This window comes from Paenibacillus sp. FSL R5-0810, assembly GCF_038002285.1.
GTDB lineage: Bacteria > Bacillota > Bacilli > Paenibacillales > Paenibacillaceae > Paenibacillus_AQ > Paenibacillus_AQ lactis.
The window spans coordinates 2,995,305-3,016,011 of record NZ_JBBOCF010000001.1 but is presented as its reverse complement, the minus strand read 5'-3'; the positions used below and the strand labels follow the sequence as shown (position 1 = coordinate 3,016,011).

Genomic DNA, 20,707 nt, shown 5'->3' with positions numbered 1-20,707 from the left:
TTTATGGAGAGAGAGGATATGTCTAATACTCATATACCTGTCCTGAAACAGGACAAGCCCAAACCGAGGGCGGCGAGAAAGATTATATGGATTCTGCTGCTATTGTTCATAGCCCTGCTGACGATTCTATTCTTTCGCTCGCCGATCAGCCAGGTTTCTGAGATTCAAATCAAGGGCAATACACTGAATACCAAAGAGCAGCTGATGGAGCAAAGCGGACTCCGGATCGGAGAGCAGTATTTCGGAGTCGATCCCGATGAGGTCAAGCAGCGATTAGCCGAGCTCGGCACGATTAAATCCGCTGAGGTGAATAAGAGCTTTCCCGGCGAGATCAGCATCGTGATCACCGAGTATCCTACAGTCGCCTATGAGCTGTCCGCCGACGGCGATTTTCAAGCTATCCTGTCCAGCGGGACTTCGGTTCCCGTTGCGGCCAGCGGAATCGCCGTAGAAAAGCCGATTCTGACCAAGTGGGACCCGGCCGATCCGAACAAGGCGAAGCTCAGCCAGGTGCTGGCCGAAATACCGAGCAGCATGACCTCCGACATTTCGGAGATTATGCCTTCGCCCACGCTTTCCTTCCCGGACAGGATCAAGCTGTACACGCGCTCCAAGTTCGAAGTCATCACCTCCATTTCGCTGCTTCGGGATAAGGTGGAGTATCTCAATCAAGTGACGGAATTGGAACAGCCGGGTATCATAACGATGCTGGAAGCTGACTCCTACGTGCCTTTCGAGGAAGAAGTTGAAGAAGAGGCTCCGGAAGGGGAATAACCCCCTACTCAGGCGTAGGAATAAATGGTACAATTGAAAGTATTGACAACATTGGGCTCTCATTTATATTTTATGTGTTTTACGGCTCTCAATAGTAAATGTTGGCAGTAAAAATAATGTAGAAAAAAGAGGGATAGCCCCTTCCATGTTGAATAAGTAAAAATGTAAATCTTGAATGACGACTTTATTTTGTTAAACAGGAGGTGCCAGAGCTTGAGCAACAATGACATCATTGTTAGTTTGGACATCGGTACATCCAAAGTTCGTGCTATTATTGGGGAAGTTAATAATGGAACCTTTAATATTATTGGAGTTGGATCTGCCGACTCGGAGGGAATTCGTAAGGGTGCAATCGTAGATATCGACCAGACCGTACAATCCATTCGCAACGCTGTTGATCATGCGGAGCGTATGGTCGGTATTCAAATATCCGAAGTATATGTCGGCATATCCGGTAATCATATCGGACTTCAATCCAGCCACGGCGTTGTGGCAGTATCGAACGAGGATCGCGAGATTGGGGAAGAAGACATCGACCGCGTGCTGAAAGCCGCGGAGGTTGTGGCGCTTCCTCCCGATCGGGAAATAATCGATGTGGTGGCAAAGCAATTCGTAGTAGACGGGTTAGAAGGAATCTCCGACCCTCGTGGCATGATTGGTGTAAGGCTTGAGGTTGAAGCGACGATCATTACCGGCGCGAAGACGGCAATACATAATCTGCTCCGATGCGTGGAGAAATCAGGCTTGAAGGTCAAGGATCTTGTGCTGATTCCGCTAGGCGCCGGCCAATTGGCTCTCTCGAAGGACGAGAAGACGATGGGCTCGGTGCTCGTGGACGTAGGCGCAGGATCAACGACGCTTGCGGTGTTTGAAGAGGGAAGCATTGCAGCGACCTCCACGCTGCCGGTAGGCGGAGATTTCGTGACGAATGACATTGCGTACGGATTGCGGACGTTAACCGATCAGGCGGAGAAGGTCAAGCTGAAATACGGCTGTGCGCTCATGGAGAGCGCTGCGCCTGAAGTTACGTTTAAAGTAACGAGGATCGGAAGCAATGTGGACAAGGAGTTTAACCAAGAGGACCTGGCCGCCATCATCGAGCCTCGGGTTCAGGAAATATTCCAGCTGGTGCGTCAGGAAATCAAACGCCTGGGTTACAATGAGCTTCCGGGTGGTTATATACTTACCGGGGGCACGATGTCCATGCCTGGTGTGCTGCAGGTGGCACAGAACGAGCTGGCGACTTCCGTTCGGATTGCCGTTCCCGATTTTATCGGCGTGCGTGATCCGGGATACTGCAGCGGAGTCGGCATCCTCCATAATGCAATCCGGAATGTCCGAGTGCGCAGCAGTGCAGGAGGAAGCAGCAACAGCGGAAATAGCAAGAAACCGGTGAACCGCGCTAAGCCGCAAAATCCTGTCGCAGCAACTCAGGAGACCAGCCAGAAGCCGGGATTTATTGAACGCTTGAAAAAAATGTTCAGCGAGTTTATATAGCGGATTCATTTGACTGTGGACGTGCCATCCACGCACATTGAGGGGGAGATGGAATAGATGTTGGAATTTGATTTCGAAATGGAGAGCTTAGCTCAAATTAAAGTAATCGGTGTTGGCGGCGGCGGAAGCAATGCCGTCAACCGAATGATTGAAAACGGCGTGCAGGGCGTTGAGTTTATTACGGTAAATACGGATGCCCAAGCGCTCCATCTTGCTAAATCCGAACACAAGCTGCAAATCGGGGACAAGCTGACTCGAGGACTCGGAGCCGGCGCCAACCCGGAAGTAGGCAAAAAAGCCGCTGAGGAATCCCGCGATTTGATTATGAACACCTTAAAAGGTGCGGATATGGTATTCGTGACCGCCGGTATGGGCGGAGGCACGGGTACCGGAGCTGCTCCTGTCATTGCTGAAATCGCTAAGGAATGCGGAGCATTGACGGTCGGCGTCGTAACCCGCCCTTTCACATTTGAAGGACGCAAGCGTTCCTCTCATGCAGAGCTGGGCATCGAGGCTTTGAAGGAGAAGGTGGATACGCTTATTGTCATTCCAAACGACCGGCTTCTCGAGATTGTGGACAAGAAGACTCCGATGCTGGAAGCGTTCCGTGAAGCGGACAACGTTCTCCGCCAAGCGGTTCAAGGTATTTCCGACTTGATCGCGGTACCGGGTCTCATCAACCTCGACTTTGCCGACGTGAAGACGATTATGACAGAACGCGGATCGGCCCTGATGGGAATCGGAATGGCGACCGGCGAGAACCGCGCATCCGAGGCGGCCCGCAAGGCCATCATGAGCCCGCTGCTGGAAACGTCCATCGAGGGCGCACGCGGCGTCATCATGAATATTACCGGAGGAAACAATCTCTCCTTGTACGAGGTCAATGAAGCGGCCGAGATCGTAACCTCCGCTTCGGATCCGGAAGTGAACATGATCTTCGGTGCCATCATCGATGATAGCATGAAGGAAGAAATCAAGGTAACGGTGATTGCGACCGGTTTTGAGAGCAAGCCGATGCCGACACCGCCGGGACGGCGCCCAGCGATGCCGCAAAGCGAACAGCAGCCGGCCTCCGACAAGGGCAATGTGAATCTGAGACCATTCGGGAATCAGAGCACCAATGACCAGCTTGATATTCCTACATTCCTTCGCAATCGTTCGCGTAATAATGATTAATACGAATAAGCCTGCGCTTGTTGCCCCTGCGGCTAAAGCGCAGGTTTTTTTTGTTATGAAATCCGCCGCAAGTTTTAGGAAGAGCCCTCCAGTGTCAGACTTTCGCGAATATCGCTTATACGAGATCATCCGGCTCAAAGCGCCGTCCCAGAGCAGCTTGTAACGCCGTTCACCCGGCATTGGCGGGGCGGGCTTCCCGTGCACCGTTCCCCTGTCTCTAAAAACTGCCCTCCATCGACAAAAAAAGTCTGCGAACGGCCCACAGGTTTAGACAGACTTTGATCCCTATTCTTCTTATACTAGTAGCATCTCCCAAAGCCTTGAAAAAGAACAGACGCATCCGAGCGAACAAAGAGCGAAAAAGGAATTCAGACTAGGCGGGTGAAGATCCTGGTTGTTTATATCGATCTGATTTTTATCGTGAACCTGCTGATTGACGGGGTCCTGCTGGCGCTGACGGCCTGGATGCGAAGGACCAAGCTCAAGTGGTGGAGGCTTGCCTTGTCATCCGCGGCAGGGGCTCTCTATGTCGTCATGATGTTTGTCCCGGAGCTTTCCTTTCTGTACACCTTTCTGATCAAATTTGGACTGTCCCTGCTGATGCTGTGGATCGCATTCGGCTTTACCAGCCTGCAAAGCTATATTCACCATTTAGGCGCCTTTTACATGGTCAATTTCGCTGCGGCCGGGGGAATTATCGGCGTTCATTATTTGGTTCAGAATTCGGGGGAGCTGTTTAGCAGGATATGGTATACGGCAACCGGGGGATTATCGTTCGAGCTGAAAGTGGGGTTTTGGGCTGCGTGTATTACCTTTTTTGTAGTTGTATTCGGGTTTAAGGCCGTTCAGACCACGAAACGCAAAATGGAGAGCAGGGAAACGCTCCTGGGAGAGGTAACGGTTTGGATCGGAAGCGTGAAAATAAGCTGCAGAGGCCTACTGGATACCGGCAATCAGCTCAGCGATCCTTTGACTCGTACACCCGTAATGGTCATGGAGGCCTCGCTCTGGGAATCGTTCCTGCCGGAGGGATGGAGCAAGCGGCTGGTAGAAGGAGAGCCTGACCGGCTGATTATGGATCTGGGGATGGAGGAATTTGAATGGCAGGATCGCCTGCGGCTCGTTCCTTATCGCGGCGTGAACCGCGGAGCAGCCTTCATGCTCGCCTTGAAACCGGATGCAGTCCGAATTGAGCTCGGCGGCATCGAATATACGACTACCAAAGTACTGATCGGTCTAGACGGAGGCACCCTGTCCGGGGACAGAGCCTATCGGGCTATTATCCACCCGGCGCTAACGGAAGGTGAGGGAACTCCGAATACTTCTTCGAATGCCGCAGCAGATGCGGCGGCAGCGGTAGGGAGCACCCATGGTGCAGGACCGGAGCAAGCCAAGCCGGCAGGATGAGCTTATGAAGGAGTCTTTGAAAACTTGGGTGTATACCGCTTTCTATGAAACCTATGATTCATGTCCGTTTTCCCTTCGGGAAAGCCCGCAGGCATAGTATCAAACGTTCGTTTCCCATCAGGAAAACTTTTAGGAGGATAAGAGATGCCCGTAAAATGGAGATTAGCGCTGCAGCTTCAATATTATCGCGTATTGTTTTTGCTAGGCTTGAAAAGTCAGGAAATCTACTATATCGGAGGAAGCGAGGCCCTTCCGCCTCCGCTTACGAAAGAGGAAGAAGAATACCTGCTGAAAAAGCTGCCGTCAGGCGATGCGGCAACCCGGGCCATGCTGATCGAACGCAATCTTCGTCTTGTCGTGTATATTGCCCGCAAATTCGAGAACACGGGCATCAATATCGAGGATTTGGTGTCGATCGGCGCCATCGGATTGATTAAAGCGGTCAATACATTCGATCCCGAGAAAAAAATCAAGCTGGCCACTTACGCCTCCCGCTGCATCGAAAACGAGATTTTGATGTATTTGAGGCGCAACAATAAAACGCGGAGCGAGGTTTCCTTTGACGAGCCGCTCAATATTGACTGGGACGGCAATGAGCTGCTGCTCTCCGACGTGCTCGGCACCGAGAATGATACCATCTACCGCAACATCGAGGAGCAGGTTGACCGAAAGCTGCTGCAAAAGGCGCTGGATAAGCTGAGCGACCGGGAGCGGATGATTATGGAGCTTCGATTCGGCCTCCAGGACGGGGAGGAAAAGACGCAAAAGGACGTTGCCGACCTGCTTGGCATCTCGCAATCCTACATTTCCCGATTGGAGAAGAGAATTATAAAGCGGCTCCGGAAGGAATTCAACAAGATGGTGTAACTGGAAAAGGCAAGGAATAAAATAACCCCCCTCGGAGATAATGTACAGTAATGTTTCTCCTTGGGAGGTTAGTCATCATGACGCGAAACAAAGTTGAAATTTGTGGTGTGGATACGTCGAAGCTGCCGGTTTTGACGAATGTGGAAATGAGGGAGCTGTTCCATGATCTGCAGCAGAACAACGAACGGTCAGCTCGAGAAAAATTGGTGAATGGAAATTTGAGGCTGGTCCTCAGCGTCATCCAGCGTTTTAACAATCGGGGGGAATTTGTTGACGATCTGTTTCAGGTCGGCTGCATCGGTCTGATGAAAGCCATCGACAATTTCGATTTGTCGCAAAACGTAAAATTTTCCACGTATGCCGTACCGATGATTATCGGAGAAATACGCCGTTACTTAAGGGATAACAATCCGATTCGCGTCTCGCGCTCCCTGCGTGATATCGCCTACAAGGCGCTGCAGGTCAGAGACCAGCTGACGAATGCGAATTCGCGCGAACCGACCATTTTTGAAATTTCCGAAGCGCTGAACGTGCCCAAGGAAGATGTTGTATTTGCACTTGATGCCATTCAAGATCCTGTCTCCTTGTTCGAGCCGATCTACCATGACGGCGGCGACCCGATTTATGTGATGGACCAGATTAGCGACGACAAGAACAAGGATATTTCCTGGATCGAGGAAATCGCGCTCCGGGAAGCGATGCATAAGCTCGGACAGCGCGAGAAAATGATTTTGTCCATGCGTTTCTATGAAGGGAAAACCCAGATGGAGGTCGCCGATGAAATCGGCATCTCGCAGGCGCAGGTGTCCAGACTGGAGAAGTCAGCAATCAAGCAAATGCAGAAGCATGTAAAAACTTAAAGTTGTACCGCTATCAAACCCAAAACATAACGATCCCCATTTACGGGATCGTTTTTTTAATGAAAATAAGCTATTTTACGCGTACTTGCTCATATAGTATACCAAGGGATTCCAGGGGCTCTGATGGAGGCTCGATTAAATACATCTAAGGTGTGATGCGGATGATACCAGATAATCAGATGGTGGGGAAAAAGATGAAAATATCCGATTTTCAAACGAAGGATGTTATTAATATTATCGACGGGAAGCGGCTCGGCCAGATCAGCGATCTCGAGCTTGACCTTCGTCAAGGGCGAATCGAGGCGATTGTGGTACCCAGCTATGGAAAGTTTATGGGGTTGTTCGGGGGCGGAAGCGATCTGATCATTCCTTGGCGCAATATCGTAAAGATCGGATCGGACGTTGTCCTGGTCAAGATGGAGGAGCTTAGACGCGTGCCGGAGGAAGAGGGCGCAGTGGAATATTTGGACCGGCCGAACGGGCATGACAGAAGAAATTTTTGAACATGTCAGAAAGAATAATGGATTATCGAATCCATTTGTAAATGCAGCAACGGATAGCGGTGTCTCCGGGCTGCGTTTTCTGTTACACTGGGATAGAGGTGAGTGATTCGATGGAACCTTTCGTAAAACAACATCAGCCGGAATGCGGGCGGTTTGTGCTGGAAAGCTGGGAGCGCGGTGCGCCGGACGGGAGGCTCACCGCCGGTTTTACCGGACGGCATGGCGGGGTCAGCGTGAAGCCCTATGACAGCCTGAATTTGGCATTTCACGTAGGGGACGTTCCCGAGCATGTCATCGAGAACCGGAGGCGGATAGCCGGAGCGCTTGGCTTTTCCCTGGAAGATTGGACGTGCGGCGAGCAGGTCCACAGCGGGGATGTCGCGATTGTCCGGGCAGTGGATCGGGGAAGAGGCAGCCTCGACCGTGATTCTGCCTTTCAGGATACGGATGGACTGGTCACGAACGTGCCGGGAATTCTATTGACATCCTTCTACGCGGATTGCGTGCCGCTGTATTTCTGGGACTCGGCTACAGAGGCGGTCGGTCTTGCACATGCCGGTTGGAAGGGTACGGTGGCCGGCATTGCCGGGAACATGGTCAGCGCGATGGCAAGCGAATACGGCAGCGATCCGAGCCAGATCCGGGCTGCGATCGGCCCTTCGATCGGAGCCTGCTGCTATGAGGTCGATGATCGCGTCATGGATCGCGTAAGGGAGCTGTTCCTCTCGCCGCAGGATTCCGAGGAGAACCCGCAATCTGCCATGTATATCGACAAGGGAAACGGGAAATACATGCTGAACTTGAAAGAAATAAACAGACGCATTATGATTAAAGCAGGAATATTGGCGGAACATATCGAATGTACAACATGGTGTACAAGCTGTAATAACGACTTGTTCTTCTCGTATCGCAAGGACGGGGGAACGACAGGTCGTATGGCAAGCTGGATCGGGATGAGAAAGAGGTGAGTCGTCCCTTGAGTTTGAAGGAACGTATCGATCAGGTAGAACAGCGCATCACGGAGGCATGCGCACGCAGCGGCCGAGACCGGAGTGAGGTCCATGTCATCGCCGTAACGAAGTATGTCTCCTTGGACACGACAGCTTCGGTACTGGATCAGGGGCTCCGGCATATCGGCGAGAACCGCTGGCAGGATGCCCAGCACAAGTGGCAGGCCCTTGGAGACCGCGGTACATGGCATTTTATCGGCCATCTCCAGACGAACAAGGTCAAAGACGTGATCGATAAATTTCAATATATCCATTCACTGGACCGCTTATCGCTGGCGAAGGAGCTTAACAAGAGGGCTGCAGCCCTGGATCTTCAGGTATCTGCGTTCATGCAGGTGAATATCTCGGGCGAGGAATCGAAATACGGCCTTCCTCCTGAGCAAGCGGCAGATTTCTTGAAGGGGATCGCGGATTTGTCCCATGTAAAGGTCATCGGACTGATGACAATGGCTCCATACGAATCATTGGCGGAGCATACGCGTCCCGTATTCCGCGGCTTAAGACAACTAAGAGATGAGCTGAACCGGCAGGCGCTGACGAAGGAGCCGTTGACGGAATTGTCTATGGGCATGTCAAACGATTTTGAAGTGGCTGTTGAGGAAGGGGCGACCTGGGTGCGTCTCGGCTCGATTTTAGTAGGGAAAGAGGAGGAGTGAGGATGGGCGTGATGAACCGGTTTATGAATTTCTTGGGACTGCAGGATGAGGAAGAGGTTGTGGAACGCGAAGTGCTTGCCGCACAGGACGAGCCGGTGGAGCCGACGCCGTTCGAGCAGCGCAAAAGCCAAAAGGGCGGCAATATCGTAAGCATCCATTCCCAGAAGAATGTTAAGGTAGTATTAGTCGAGCCTCGTTCATATGATGAAGCACAGGAGATTGCAGATCATCTCCGATCCTTCCGGACCGTCGTCGTGAACCTGCAGCGCGTCCGCAACGATCAAGCGCTGCGCATCATCGATTTTCTTAGCGGGACGGTGTACGCGCTGAGCGGAGGCATATCGAAGGTAGGCGGCAATATTTTTCTGTGCACCCCGGATACGGTTGAAATCCAGGGCTCCATCTCAGAGATATTGGCAGATGAGCATGACTATACTAGAATGAGGTGATCTAGACTTTGTCAGTGGAAATTTACCAAATCGTAAGTACGCTGTTCCGAATCTATTTTTATATGATTTTGATCTATGTGTTAATGTCATGGCTTCCGAATGTGAGGGAGAGCTTTGTCGGGGAGCTCCTGGGCAAGCTGGTGGAGCCTTATCTGTCCCCGTTTCGCCGGTTTATCCCGCCGATCATGGGCATGATCGACATCTCCCCGATCATTGCATTATTCGTCCTGCAGCTAGCGCAGCAGGGAGTTTATGCTATTCTGGAATTCTTTCTTAGCAGGTGACGAACGATGAAACCGGGCATCTATGAGCATTTTCACCAAGACGAGCGCGAGTTCGTCGATCGGGCCTGGGAATGGGTCGTCAACGCAGGACAGTATCATGAGGTGAAGCTTACGGACTTTCTCGACCCTCGCCAACGCTTCATTCTGGAGACGCTGGTGAACCGGCACCCTGACGTCCATGCCGCTTTTGAGGGCGGCTATGCGGATGCCGAGCGGGTACGCGCAATCATTGCGCCCGATTACCGCGAGCTGGACGGCGAAGACTTCAAAATCAAGGTGCTCAGCATCACGTCGGGAGATCAGAAGCTGCTGGAGCTCGAGCACGGGGATTATATGGGCTCGATTCTCGGCCTCGGCATCAAGCGTTCGAAAATTGGAGATATTCATGTCATCGAAAGCGGATGCCATGCCGTCGTATCGGAGGAGATCGGCTCGTTCCTGAATTTGAACCTGAGCCAGGTGCACAGAGTGCATGTGATGACTGAGCTTCTGCCGATGGACAAGCTGCAGGCAGCCGAGACGAAGCTTGAAACGATGGACATTACGGTGTCCTCGCTTAGACTCGACGGCATTGCCAGTGATGCACACCGGATCAGCCGGACGAAGATCGTCGTTCCGATCAAAGCCGGACGGTGCCGGGTGAACTGGAAGGTAGAAGAGGATCCGTCAACCAATTTAAAAGAAGGCGATGTCGTCTCCATACAGGGAATGGGCAGATTTGCCGTACTGGAGATCGGCGGCCTGACGAAGAAAGGGCGGTACCGTGTCAAGGTTGGTAAATATGTCTGACCTTTGAAGGAATTGCCGTTTTTTTGTCGAAATCATTTAGGACGTACATTCAAAATGCGGAATGAATTGCCGATAAATCAGAATGACCGCTATTGTCCTCATGGACGGGTGGTCTGGCTTATACAGCGGATAAACCGTCTTGTGAGGCCCATATATTTAGGAGGTGCACACCATGCCATTGACACCGCTTGATATACATAACAAAGAATTTGCCCGTCGAATTCGCGGTTATGATGAGGACGAGGTCAACGAGTTTTTGGACCAGGTCATTAAAGATTACGAGAGCGTCATTCGGGAGAATAAAGAGCTCGGAAATCAGCTGATGGCGATGCAGGAGAAGCTGGATCATTTCGCCAACATCGAAGAAACCTTGTCCAAGACGATCATCGTAGCCCAAGAGGCTGCCGATGAGGTAAAGAATAATGCGAAGAAGGAAGCGCAGCTTATCGTGAAGGAAGCGGAGAAGAACGCGGACCGGATCATTAACGAGGCGCTCGGAAAATCCCGTAAAATTGCGTTGGAAGTAGAAGAGCTCAAGAAGCAGGCGTCGATCTACCGCACCCGGTTCCGTTCTCTTGTGGAGGCGCAGCTGGAGCTGCTGAAGCAGGACGGATGGGAGACCTTAGAAAGCCGCGAACCGAGCCTGGAGCCTAAAGAGGTGTACTAGGCGGGGCGGCCTTGACTTTTCCCCTGAAGTCGTCTATAACTAATATCATATTCTTGATTATGATGAAAATTTGTTGATGGGAACAGTAGGCAGAGGAATTGTCCTTCAGAGAGCCGGCATTTGCTGAGAGTCGGCGGTCAGTCCTGGGCTGAAGATCATCCCGGAGAAGCGAAGCTGAAGCGTTATCGTAACGTGCGTAAGCTGAGCCGTCCGCCGAACGTTATATCGGACCATGCCGGTAGTTATAGGCATGGACATTGAGGTGTCGCCCGGGACAGTCGTTCACGGCTGGGTTTGCGGGCGGAATTAGGGTGGTAGCGCGAGAACAGGTTCTCGTCCCTTTCGGGATGAGGGCCTTTTTTTATTCCCTTGAGGAACTTTACTCACATTAGTGAAAGGAAGATCTGCAATGAACAGAGTAGACGTGAAAGAGAAGGCGCGGGCCAGAGAGCTTCGCATCCTCGACAAATGGAATAAGGAGAACACGTTCAAGAAGTCGATCGAGCTCCGGGCGGGCAAGCCGAACTATGTTTTCTATGAAGGGCCGCCGACAGCTAACGGTGCACCGCATATCGGCCATGTGTTAGGCCGGGTAATCAAGGATTTCGTAGGCCGATACCAAACGATGAAGGGCTACCATGTTGTCCGCAAAGCGGGCTGGGATACGCACGGGCTTCCGGTTGAATTGGGCGTTGAAAAGCAGCTCGGCATTTCCGGCAAGCAGGAGATCGAGAATTACGGCGTAGAGGCGTTCATCAAGAAATGTAAGGCCAGCGTGTTCGAATATGAGCATAAGTGGCGCGAGCTGACTGAAGCGATTGCCTACTGGACCGATCTGGACCACCCTTACATTACGCTGGAGAACAACTATATCGAGAGCGTATGGAACATTTTGGCGACGATTCATGACAAGGGGCTGCTGTACCGCGGCCACCGCGTGAGCCCGTACTGCCCTTGCTGCCAGACGACGCTGAGCTCCCACGAAGTGGCCCAGGGCTATGAAGATGTGAAGGATTTGAGTGCAACGGCGAAGTTCAAGCTGCATGACAGCGGTGAGTATATCCTTGCATGGACGACGACGCCATGGACGCTGCCATCCCACGTCGCGCTTGCGGTGAACCCGAATATGGAATATGCACGTGTCCAGCAGGAGGACGGCATCTACATCGTGGCGAAAAACCTGGTGGAAGACGTCATGAAGGGCGAGTACACCGTCCTGTCTACGCTCCAAGGCTCCGAGCTGGTCGGCCAATCTTATACACCTCCTTTCACCTATGTGAAGGCCGAGAAGGCGAATATCGTTGTCGGAGCATCGTTTGTTACGGATGCAAGCGGTACGGGGATCGTGCACATGGCTCCGGCCCACGGGGAAGACGACTACCGCGTATGCCGTGAGAACGGCATACGCTTCGTAAGCGTCGTAAACGGTCAGGGACGGTATACGGACGAGGTCACGGATTTTGCCGGACGCTTCGTGAAGGATTGCGATCTGGACATCGTGAAGACCCTTTCGGAGAAGGGGCTGCTGTACAGCAAAGAGAAGTACGAGCACAGCTATCCGTTCTGCTGGCGCTGCAAATCGCCGCTGCTCTACTATGCAATGGAAAGCTGGTTTATCGAAACGACCGCGGTGAAGGATCAGCTCATCGCCAACAACAACGAGGTGACCTGGTATCCTGGCCATGTACGCGAAGGCCGTTTTGGTAAGTTCCTCGAGGATTTGGTGGATTGGAATATCAGCCGGAACCGGTATTGGGGAACGCCGCTGAACGTGTGGGTGTGCGGAACATGCGACGGACAATTTGCGCCGCACAGCATCGCGGAGCTTCGTGCCCAAGCGGTAGGCGAGGTCTCCGAGGATCTGGAGCTGCACAAGCCGTACGTGGATGAAGTCAAGGTGAAATGCCCGCATTGCGACGGCGGCGTCATGGAACGGACCTCCGAAGTGATCGACGTCTGGTTTGACAGTGGATCGATGCCGTTCGCGCAGTACCATTATCCGTTCGAGGATAACGAGAAATTCGCGCAGCAGTTCCCTGCCGATATGATCTGCGAAGGGATTGACCAGACACGGGGCTGGTTCTACAGCTTGCTCGCGGTATCGACGCTGTTTACGGGCAAGGCGCCATATAAGGCGGTTATGGCTACGGGGCATATCCTGGACGAGAACGGGCAAAAAATGTCCAAATCCAAAGGAAACGTCATCGATCCTTGGGAAATCATCGAGGAATACGGCACCGACGCGTTCCGCTGGGCACTGCTTGCCGACAGTGCGCCATGGAACAGCAAACGCTTCTCCAAGGGCATCGTAGGGGAAGCCAAGTCGAAGGTCATCGATACCCTTGTGAACACCCATGCCTTCCTGACGTTGTATGCCGGAATCGATGGCTACAATCCGGCGGAGCATCCATTCAAGGGCTCGGACAACAAGCTCGACCGCTGGATTCTGTCCCGCCTGAACAGCTTGATTCAAGTCGTGGACAAAGGGCTGTCGGTGAACGACTTCTTGAATGCGGCGAAAGCGATCGAAGCGTTTGTCGATGAGCTGAGCAATTGGTATATCCGTCGTTCGCGGGACCGCTTCTGGGGCAGCGGCCTCGGTGAAGATAAGCTGGCCGCCTACGGAACGCTGACCCATGTGCTGCTGACGGTTGCCAAACTGATGGCTCCGTTTACGCCGATGCTGTCAGAGGATATTTTCGTAAACCTTGGCGGCGGAGAGAGCGTGCATTTGGCCGACTTCCCTGAAGCGGACGAAGCGCTGATCGACAAGTCGCTCGAGCAGGACATGGAGACGGCAAGACAGATCGTCGAGCTTGCCCGCAACGTCCGCAACGAGACCGGCATTAAGACACGTCAACCGCTCTCCGAGCTGATTATCTCGATGGATCGTCAATTTGATCTTGCCGGGTATGAGGCGATCATCAAGGACGAAATCAATGTGAAGTCAATCATCGTGGAAACGAGCGACAGTGGCTTTGTTGATTTTACCTTGAAGATGAACCTGAAGGTGGCGGGCAAAAAGTACGGTAAAAATGTCGGCTTCCTGCAAGGCTTCCTGAAGGGCATGAGCAGCGATGAAACGCGTGCGGTCGTTCAGAACGGCGGCGTGAACGTCACTTCGCCGGATGGGGAAGAGCTGCAGATTACGTCGGAAGAGCTGCTGATCGAGAAAAAAGCGAAGGAAGGCTTCGCTTCCGCGTCCGGCTATGGATTGACGGTAGCCCTCAACACCGACATTACGCCTGAGCTTGAGCAGGAAGGCTGGGTGCGCGAGGTCGTGCGGGCCGTGCAGGATACCCGGAAGAAGCTGGACCTCGCGATCGAGAAGCGTGTCGATCTGACGCTGGATACGGATGAGGAACTGAAGGCGGCGATTACGGCATTCGAACAAGTGCTGCGCGAGAATGTGCTCGTCAATGAGCTGCATTTCGGCAAAGCGGGCGATATGGAACGGGTTGAGCTCGGTGGAAAGACAATCGGGATTTCCATTGCTTAAATCCGGTATGAAGGCGAAAGTCCTGATGATTGCGAGATTCCGGATGATTACGAAATTCGGGATGATTGCTTAAATTCGGATCAATAAGACAGGGCAGTATCGCCAAGAGCTTATAATCCTGAACGCGAATCTTTATAAGAACGACAAGACCATGGAGCGGCAAAGCGGCCTCCATGGTCTTTTTTATATTGGAGCCTAAAAGAACTTGTATTGGCTGAACTGGGCAAATGTGAGCGATTGTTCGCACCAGAAGTACCTAAAAGGGACTTGTTTGGTCCAGAGAGGGCGGTTTCCGTATCAGAAGTACCTAAAAGGGACTTGTTCCGGTCAGAGAGGGCGGTTTCCGCACCAGAAGTACCTAAAAGGGACTTGTTCCGGTCAGAGAGAGCAGTTTGCGCACCAGAAGTACCTAAAAGGGACTTGCTCGTTCCCGAGAGGGCAGTTTTCGTACCAGAAGTACCTAAAAGGGACTTGTTCCGGTCAGAGAGAGCAGTTTGCGCACCAGAAGTACCTAAAAGGGACTTGCTCGTTCCATAGAGGGCAGTTTTCGTACCAGAAGTACCTAAAAGGGACTTGTTCCGGTCAGAGAGGGCGGTTTGCGCACCAGAAGTACCTAAAAGGGACTTGCTCGAACAACGAAGGCGGTTTTCCCCTCCAGAAGTAACCTCTTGTTTTGGTTCGCTGCCGGCAATCTTTGAAGAATGATACGGTTGCAGCGGACGTATACTATCCATGTATTTTTTGTGGGATGCGACGAATACGACGAGCATGTTATGCACTATTTTGGGAAAAAGGGAAACGACTAAGCCCGCAATAGCCGAGGCTGTCCAGTGTATAAGGAGGTAGCGGTGTCATGGCGGAACGCAAGGATACGAAGGATCCAGCGGAGCATGCGGAAATGAACGAGGAGGAGCGCTTGAACGCCATCCACCGGATGCTTACGGATATCGCACAGCAGCTTGAAAAGTCGAGGATCGCGGATTATACGCAGCTTCTAAATCGGCCATGGCGGCTGATCGGAACCAACTTGCTGGCGGGGACGGCACGCGGGGTGGGAATTGCGCTTGGGTTTACATTTTTCGCCGCTACGATCATTTATGTGCTTCAAGCCCTTGGTGCGCTAAATCTCCCGATTATCGGGGACTATATAGCGGATATTGTGCGCATTGTGCAGCGGCAGCTGGAGCTTCGATAAGGCGGCGGGCATTTAGGAGGCTTGGGCGTATGTACAGACCGGCAGCCAGAGGTATTCCGTAAGCTTGCTGCCGGTCCCGCTCACGAGCAATTAGATAAGCGAATCGTCGTCGGACTCCGCATGAGGATCCAGCAGGTAGCTTCCTTCGCCCCGATTCAGGTAGTCGATGTACTGCGGACTGCGGACGATGAACACTTCCGACCCGTCGATGTTGGTGGCCACGAAGTTTTCATACACTTCAACAAAACCGCCCAAATCATCCTCATGCTCAATATCCATTTCGTTATAACTGTCAATATTATTCCCTTCCGCTAAAGCAGGCGAGTTTGAGTTCCCCCAGCTCTCAACGATCTGCCAGGCGTCCTCGCCGTCGAAGGCCGCATACTCATGCTCGTCCATGCTGGACTTGCCGAAGGCGGGAGCCAGCACCTCTTCTTCAACCGGGCGGTCTCTGGAAATTTCCGTTTTCGGTGTATGCTCGACGCAATATTTGGTATCGGGAAGCACTTCAAGCCGTTCATACGGAATCGGCTGACCGCAGGTCTCGCAAGTACCGTATCGCCCGTGATGGATGGCTTCTAGCGCGAAAATGACGCGCTGCAGCTCAAGATCCACCCTGTCCTGAAGCGCAAGGTCCTTCCCCCTTTCGTAGACCTCGGTGCCCAAGTCTCCGGGATGGTTGTCGATATGGGATAACTCGCCCGTATTATCCCGCTCCGATTCGCCGAGCCCATGCTGGTCGTTGTGTACCATCCGTGATTCGAGCTCAGCCTTCCGTTCCATCAGTTTCTGCTGCAGGGTCCTTAGTTGTTCCTGAGTAAGATGCGACATGTTAGGCTCCTCTCCGGTCCGAAGTTGACCTTCTTGTTCTTACCTATATAGTGCGCTGTGTGGGTTCGTTTTACTGACGGAAAATGTTCACCCCATTGGAGAGGAATGGACGTTGTCCGAGCCCCTGTGCTACAATAAGACGAGTTACTGTCCGGTCCTGCGGGGAGCTTGTCGACTCGGGGACGAACCGGCAGATGTAAAGATCGGAGTGACATAAACGAGTGGTATATTATTTGATTGCATTGGTAATGTTTCTTATCGATCAGGGCACTAAATATCTGATCGCCTCGAGGCTGGAAATGTATGAGCAGATCCCGGTTATCGGCAATTTCTTCTTGATTACATCCAGCCGGAACCGTGGAGCCGCATTCGGTATTCTACAGGACCAGCTGTGGTTTTTTATCGTCGTAACGATAGCTGTCGTGGCCGGTATTGTATGGTATCTGCGCAAAATGACGAAGGAAGGCCGCAAATTGCTGCCGACAGCGCTTGCGCTTGTGCTCGGCGGTGCCTTGGGGAATTTTATCGACCGTCTGCTGATGGGCGAGGTTGTCGATTTTCTGCAATTCAATTTCGGCAGCTACACCTTCCCGATATTCAACATTGCCGATTCCTGTATCGTGATTGGCGTTGGCCTGATTATTCTGGATACCATTCTGGATGGAAGACGGGAGAAGCTCAATAAGCTCAATACATCAAGAGAAGTTTCTGGCACGGAAGGGAATGAGTAATGTTGCAGGACGGGCAGCGTACAGATCATGTGGTAGATTCGGACGAGCAGGAGCAGGACGTTCAGGAATGGATCGTCGACGCCGAGTCCGCCAAGACCCGGATCGATAAATACATCACCGATGGACTGGCTGAAGATGTGTCGCGATCTCAGGTCCAGTTGTGGATTGCCGATGGGCATGTCCTAGTCAATGATTCGCCGGTGAAAGCCAATTACAAGGTAAGCCAAGGAGACCGGATTGCGCTGACCATACCGGCCCCATCGGTCGTCGAGATTGTTCCGGAGGATATTCCGCTCGACATTGCATATGAAGACCGTGACGTTATCGTGGTCAACAAGCCAAGAGGGATGGTGGTTCATCCGGCCCCCGGCCATGTATCAGGGACCTTGGTGAACGCACTGATGCATCACTGCAAGGATCTATCCGGCATTAACGGCGAGCTCCGTCCGGGGATCGTCCATCGGATCGATAAGGACACCACAGGGCTGATCATGGCCGCCAAGAATGATAAGGCGCACGCGTCTCTGGCCGCCCAGCTGAAGGAGCATAGCGTGAACCGGCGCTATCTCGCACTGGTGCATGGCAACATCAGCCACGATCAGGGAACGATCGATGCGCCGATCGGCCGGGATCCGCAGGATCGCAAAATGTATACGGTCACGGACCGGAACAGCAAGCATGCGGTGACGCACTTTACCGTTGTTGAGCGATTCGGCGATTACAGCCTGCTCGAGCTGAAGCTGGCGACGGGGAGAACGCACCAAATCCGGGTGCATATGAAATATATCGGCCATCCCCTTGTTGGAGATCCGGTATATGGCAAGAGCAAGGGAATCAAGCTGAACGGACAAGCGCTGCATGCGGCCGTGCTCGGCTTCGTCCACCCTGCAAGCGGACAATATTTGGAGTTCTCGGCACCTATGCCGGAGGACATGGAAGAACTGCTGACGATTTTAAAGAGCCGTTAGCGGTTCTTTTTTTGTTGGTTCCTGCGGTGCTCCCAAAAAAGCTCAAAAGGTCAATGACAGTACAGACGCTGCCGGGGTCAGTGTCCAGGCTTTTTACCCTAGTCGGGCAGCCGTTCATACACAGACTTGCGCTATCATTTGGCAATATGGTATATTGTCGATAACTTGAATGAAGGAGGTGAGGCAGGATGAATATCGAGATGGTGAACAACCGTATTAGCCAGCTACCTATGGCAATGGCTGGCATTGTTCATGCTTTTTCCGACAACGGGAGAGGTCTGTCCATTTTTAAGCATACGGAATTCACCATCGAGAAGTCACCTGCCTGCCTGTACGGATGAAGCCTGATTAATCGGGCTGTTTAGTATCCTTAGGTCTCGCGGAGCTTGCTCTGCGGGACCTTTTTGCATTCCGGGCGAGGTCTTCTCCAAAATACGGATTCGGCATGGCTTTATCATTACAGGTCATGCCGGTACAGGAGGAAGCCTAGAATGAATATGATTGATGCACAACAGTTAACTTATTACCACGGCGCCAATCTGGTGCTGGACCATATATCGTTTGAAGTCCGCGAAGGCGAGAAATTAGCGCTGATCGGACGAAACGGCAGCGGGAAGACAACCCTGATGCGTCTTCTGGCCGGAATCGAGCAGCCGAGTGAAGGGCGTTTAGCGATCAAGAAGGATGCAAAGGTAGGATACCTGGAGCAGATTCCAAAGGATACGAAGGATTGGGCGGTGTGGGATGTCCTGTCCTACGGCTTGCGGTCTTTGAAGGAATGCAAGTCGGCGATGGCCGAGCTGGAGTCTCGGATGAGCGATCCGGCGGCTGCCGGGGATGCCCAAGAGCTGGAGCGGCTGCTCCGACGGTATGCGGTGCTCCAGGAGCAGTTTGAACGCGGGGGCGGCTATGAGATGGAGGCGAGCATCGACAGAATCGCATCGGGGCTCGATATTTCCCAGTCGATTTATGATCTTCCATTCAGTGCCTTATCGGGCGGGGAGAAGACCCGGGTGATGCTGGCTTCCCAGCTTATCGTGAAGCCTGATTTGCTCCTGCTTGACGAGCCGACCAATCACCTGGATTTGCGGCGCACCGAATGGCTTGAATCATTTTTGCGTGATTATTCCGGCACCTGTGTCGTCATCTCGCATGATCGGTACTTTTTGGACCGCGTGGCGACGCGAACCATAGAGCTGGAAGACGGGGAGGCCTTTACGGCCGCTGGCGGCTATACGGCTTATATGGAAGCGAAGGAGGCAAGGCTGCTCCAGCAGTTTGAGCAGTACCAAGAGCAGCAAAAGGTCGTCAAGAAGATGAGGGAATCGATTCGGCAGCTGGAAGAGTGGGGACGGATCGGCGGAAACGAGAAGTTCTTCAAGCGGGCTGCCTCGATGCGCAAGGCACTGGAGCGGATGGAGCCGGTCAAACGGCCGGTACTGCAGCGCAGATCGGCCGATTTCGACCTGAATCCTGAGGAACGGACGGGACGCCGGGTGGTGAGCTTTGAGCAGGTTGTTCACGCTTATGGTGATGAGCCTGTACTGCAAGGCGTATCGGGGCTGTTGGAATTTGGGGAGAAAATCGTGCTCATGGGGGCGAACGGCAGCGGAAAAACGACACTGTTCCAGGTGCTGCTCGGCAAACTCACCCCTGCTCAGGGCTCCGTTGAGTTGGGGGCCCGCGTAGACGCAGGTTATCTTGCCCAGGAAGAGAAGCCGGAGAATCCGCAGGAAAGCGTCCTCGAATTCTTCCGGCAGCATGCCGGGATCGGTGAAGGGGAGGCACGCGGCAAGCTAGCCCGTTTCCTGTTCTACGGTCCGGCGGTTTTCAAGGCGGTGGGCCAGTTATCCGGAGGGGAATGGACGAGGCTGAGGCTGGCTGTACTGATCCATCGAAAGCCGAATCTGCTGCTCTTGGATGAGCCGACCAATCACCTCGACATCGAATCCCGGGAGGCGCTGGAGGATGCACTGCAGGAATTCACGGGCACCATTCTTGTCATCTCCCACGACCGGTATTTCGTCAATCGGATCGGCGAGAAGATATGGGAGCTGGAAAATGGCCGTTTGACTGCCTACCTAGGGGGCTACGATGATTTCCGTGCCAAGAAGGAGCAGCTTGCTTTGGTAAAAGCGGAAGGAACCTCAAAGACAGAGGCAAGCGATTCGGTGAAGCAGCCGGCGCAGCAGCTGTCCGCCGAGGATCGGCGCAGAAAGAAAGCTTCAACGGCTAATTCAATTATAGAGCCGTCTGCTATGGACCGAATGAAGCGGTTGGAGAAGGAAATCGCGGAGCTCGAAACGCGAATCCAGCGTCTGGATGAAGCGATTGAAGGAGAAGCTAATCCGGAGAGCGAGGAGGACTTCGCAACATTGGAGGAACGCTGGAAGGAGCGGGAGTCTTTATCGGCGATGCATGACCGTCTGCTGGCAGAATGGCTTGAGCTCTCGTGATGCTGAAGCATTTTCCCAATTAGAAAAAGTACAAATCATCTGATACAAAATACATGGCTCCAGCAGTCCATTTACGGCATATTTAAAT

General features: G+C 52.8%; 20 protein-coding genes and 1 other annotated feature. Of the genes, 19 read left to right on the top strand and 1 reads right to left on the bottom strand.

All coding sequences use genetic code 11. The features are described from left to right. Positions 1-18: 18 nt before the first annotated feature. The 15 genes from MKX76_RS13730 to MKX76_RS13660 all read left to right on the top strand — a co-directional run bounded on the left by MKX76_RS13730 (position 19) and on the right by MKX76_RS13660 (position 15,633). A complete protein-coding gene (locus MKX76_RS13730) occupies positions 19-774 on the top strand; it encodes a cell division protein FtsQ/DivIB (RefSeq protein ID WP_007129471.1) in 756 nt (251 codons plus the stop codon). A gap of 213 nt (positions 775-987) precedes the next feature. Then, entirely contained in the window at positions 988-2,271 is a 1,284-nt protein-coding gene (ftsA, locus tag MKX76_RS13725) for a cell division protein FtsA (protein ID WP_007129472.1), read from the top strand. Positions 2,272-2,328: 57 nt separating this feature from the next. Further along, the gene (gene ftsZ, locus MKX76_RS13720) at positions 2,329-3,447 is read left to right on the top strand and encodes a cell division protein FtsZ (protein ID WP_007129473.1); all 1,119 of its coding nucleotides are present in this window, start codon (positions 2,329-2,331) and stop codon (positions 3,445-3,447) included. A 390-nt stretch (positions 3,448-3,837) separates the two neighbouring features. Then, positions 3,838-4,854, top strand: coding sequence for a sigma-E processing peptidase SpoIIGA (gene spoIIGA / locus MKX76_RS13715; RefSeq protein ID WP_341035042.1), 1,017 nt, complete (start codon positions 3,838-3,840; stop codon positions 4,852-4,854). A 144-nt stretch (positions 4,855-4,998) separates the two neighbouring features. Next, positions 4,999-5,721, top strand: a complete 723-nt coding sequence (sigE, locus tag MKX76_RS13710) for an RNA polymerase sporulation sigma factor SigE (RefSeq protein ID WP_007129475.1) — start codon at positions 4,999-5,001, stop codon at positions 5,719-5,721. 77 nt (positions 5,722-5,798) lie between these two features. Then, the gene (gene sigG, locus MKX76_RS13705; RefSeq protein ID WP_007129476.1) at positions 5,799-6,581 is read left to right on the top strand and encodes an RNA polymerase sporulation sigma factor SigG; all 783 of its coding nucleotides are present in this window, start codon (positions 5,799-5,801) and stop codon (positions 6,579-6,581) included. 161 nt (positions 6,582-6,742) lie between these two features. Next, a complete protein-coding gene (locus tag MKX76_RS13700; RefSeq protein WP_028406598.1) occupies positions 6,743-7,084 on the top strand; it encodes a YlmC/YmxH family sporulation protein in 342 nt (113 codons plus the stop codon). Between the two features lie 110 nt (positions 7,085-7,194). Continuing rightward, a complete protein-coding gene (gene pgeF / locus MKX76_RS13695) occupies positions 7,195-8,052 on the top strand; it encodes a peptidoglycan editing factor PgeF (protein WP_341033969.1) in 858 nt (285 codons plus the stop codon). 8 nt (positions 8,053-8,060) lie between these two features. Next, the gene (locus MKX76_RS13690) at positions 8,061-8,750 is read left to right on the top strand and encodes a YggS family pyridoxal phosphate-dependent enzyme (protein ID WP_341033968.1); all 690 of its coding nucleotides are present in this window, start codon (positions 8,061-8,063) and stop codon (positions 8,748-8,750) included. Between the two features lie 2 nt (positions 8,751-8,752). Further along, entirely contained in the window at positions 8,753-9,199 is a 447-nt protein-coding gene (locus MKX76_RS13685) for a cell division protein SepF (protein WP_007129480.1), read from the top strand. 8 nt (positions 9,200-9,207) lie between these two features. Further along, positions 9,208-9,483 carry a YggT family protein gene (locus MKX76_RS13680; RefSeq protein WP_341033967.1) on the top strand — a complete coding sequence of 92 codons (276 nt, stop codon included), beginning with the start codon at positions 9,208-9,210 and terminating at the stop codon, positions 9,481-9,483. A gap of 6 nt (positions 9,484-9,489) precedes the next feature. Next, complete coding sequence (locus MKX76_RS13675; RefSeq protein WP_341033965.1) at positions 9,490-10,272, top strand: YlmH family RNA-binding protein; 783 nt, start codon at positions 9,490-9,492, stop codon at positions 10,270-10,272. A gap of 172 nt (positions 10,273-10,444) precedes the next feature. Continuing rightward, positions 10,445-10,939 carry a DivIVA domain-containing protein gene (locus tag MKX76_RS13670; protein WP_007129483.1) on the top strand — a complete coding sequence of 165 codons (495 nt, stop codon included), beginning with the start codon at positions 10,445-10,447 and terminating at the stop codon, positions 10,937-10,939. 64 nt (positions 10,940-11,003) lie between these two features. After that, positions 11,004-11,283: a binding site (T-box leader), on the top strand. A gap of 65 nt (positions 11,284-11,348) precedes the next feature. Continuing rightward, the gene (gene ileS / locus MKX76_RS13665; protein ID WP_341033964.1) at positions 11,349-14,438 is read left to right on the top strand and encodes an isoleucine--tRNA ligase; all 3,090 of its coding nucleotides are present in this window, start codon (positions 11,349-11,351) and stop codon (positions 14,436-14,438) included. Positions 14,439-15,291: 853 nt separating this feature from the next. Further along, entirely contained in the window at positions 15,292-15,633 is a 342-nt protein-coding gene (locus tag MKX76_RS13660; protein ID WP_007129485.1) for a DUF5665 domain-containing protein, read from the top strand. A 90-nt stretch (positions 15,634-15,723) separates the two neighbouring features. Here the strand turns inward: MKX76_RS13660 and MKX76_RS13655 are convergent, their stop codons facing one another. Then, positions 15,724-16,464: a TraR/DksA C4-type zinc finger protein gene (locus MKX76_RS13655; protein WP_007129486.1), complete on the bottom strand. Its 741-nt coding sequence runs from the start codon at positions 16,462-16,464 to the stop codon at positions 15,724-15,726. A 221-nt stretch (positions 16,465-16,685) separates the two neighbouring features. Here MKX76_RS13655 and lspA point away from each other — a divergent pair, with 221 nt between their 5' ends. From lspA to abc-f, 4 genes are all read left to right on the top strand, one after another. Continuing rightward, on the top strand, positions 16,686-17,195 hold the full coding sequence (gene lspA / locus MKX76_RS13650; RefSeq protein ID WP_007129487.1) for a signal peptidase II: 510 nt from the start codon (positions 16,686-16,688) through the stop codon (positions 17,193-17,195). Next, positions 17,195-18,163: an RluA family pseudouridine synthase gene (locus MKX76_RS13645; RefSeq protein WP_251536967.1), complete on the top strand. Its 969-nt coding sequence runs from the start codon at positions 17,195-17,197 to the stop codon at positions 18,161-18,163. The genes lspA and MKX76_RS13645 overlap by 1 nt, the downstream gene beginning before the upstream one ends. Before the next feature lie 188 nt (positions 18,164-18,351). Continuing rightward, on the top strand, positions 18,352-18,504 hold the full coding sequence (locus tag MKX76_RS13640) for an RAxF-45 family protein (protein WP_007129489.1): 153 nt from the start codon (positions 18,352-18,354) through the stop codon (positions 18,502-18,504). Positions 18,505-18,654: 150 nt separating this feature from the next. Continuing rightward, on the top strand, positions 18,655-20,619 hold the full coding sequence (gene abc-f / locus MKX76_RS13635; protein WP_341033962.1) for a ribosomal protection-like ABC-F family protein: 1,965 nt from the start codon (positions 18,655-18,657) through the stop codon (positions 20,617-20,619). Positions 20,620-20,707 lie beyond the last annotated feature (88 nt).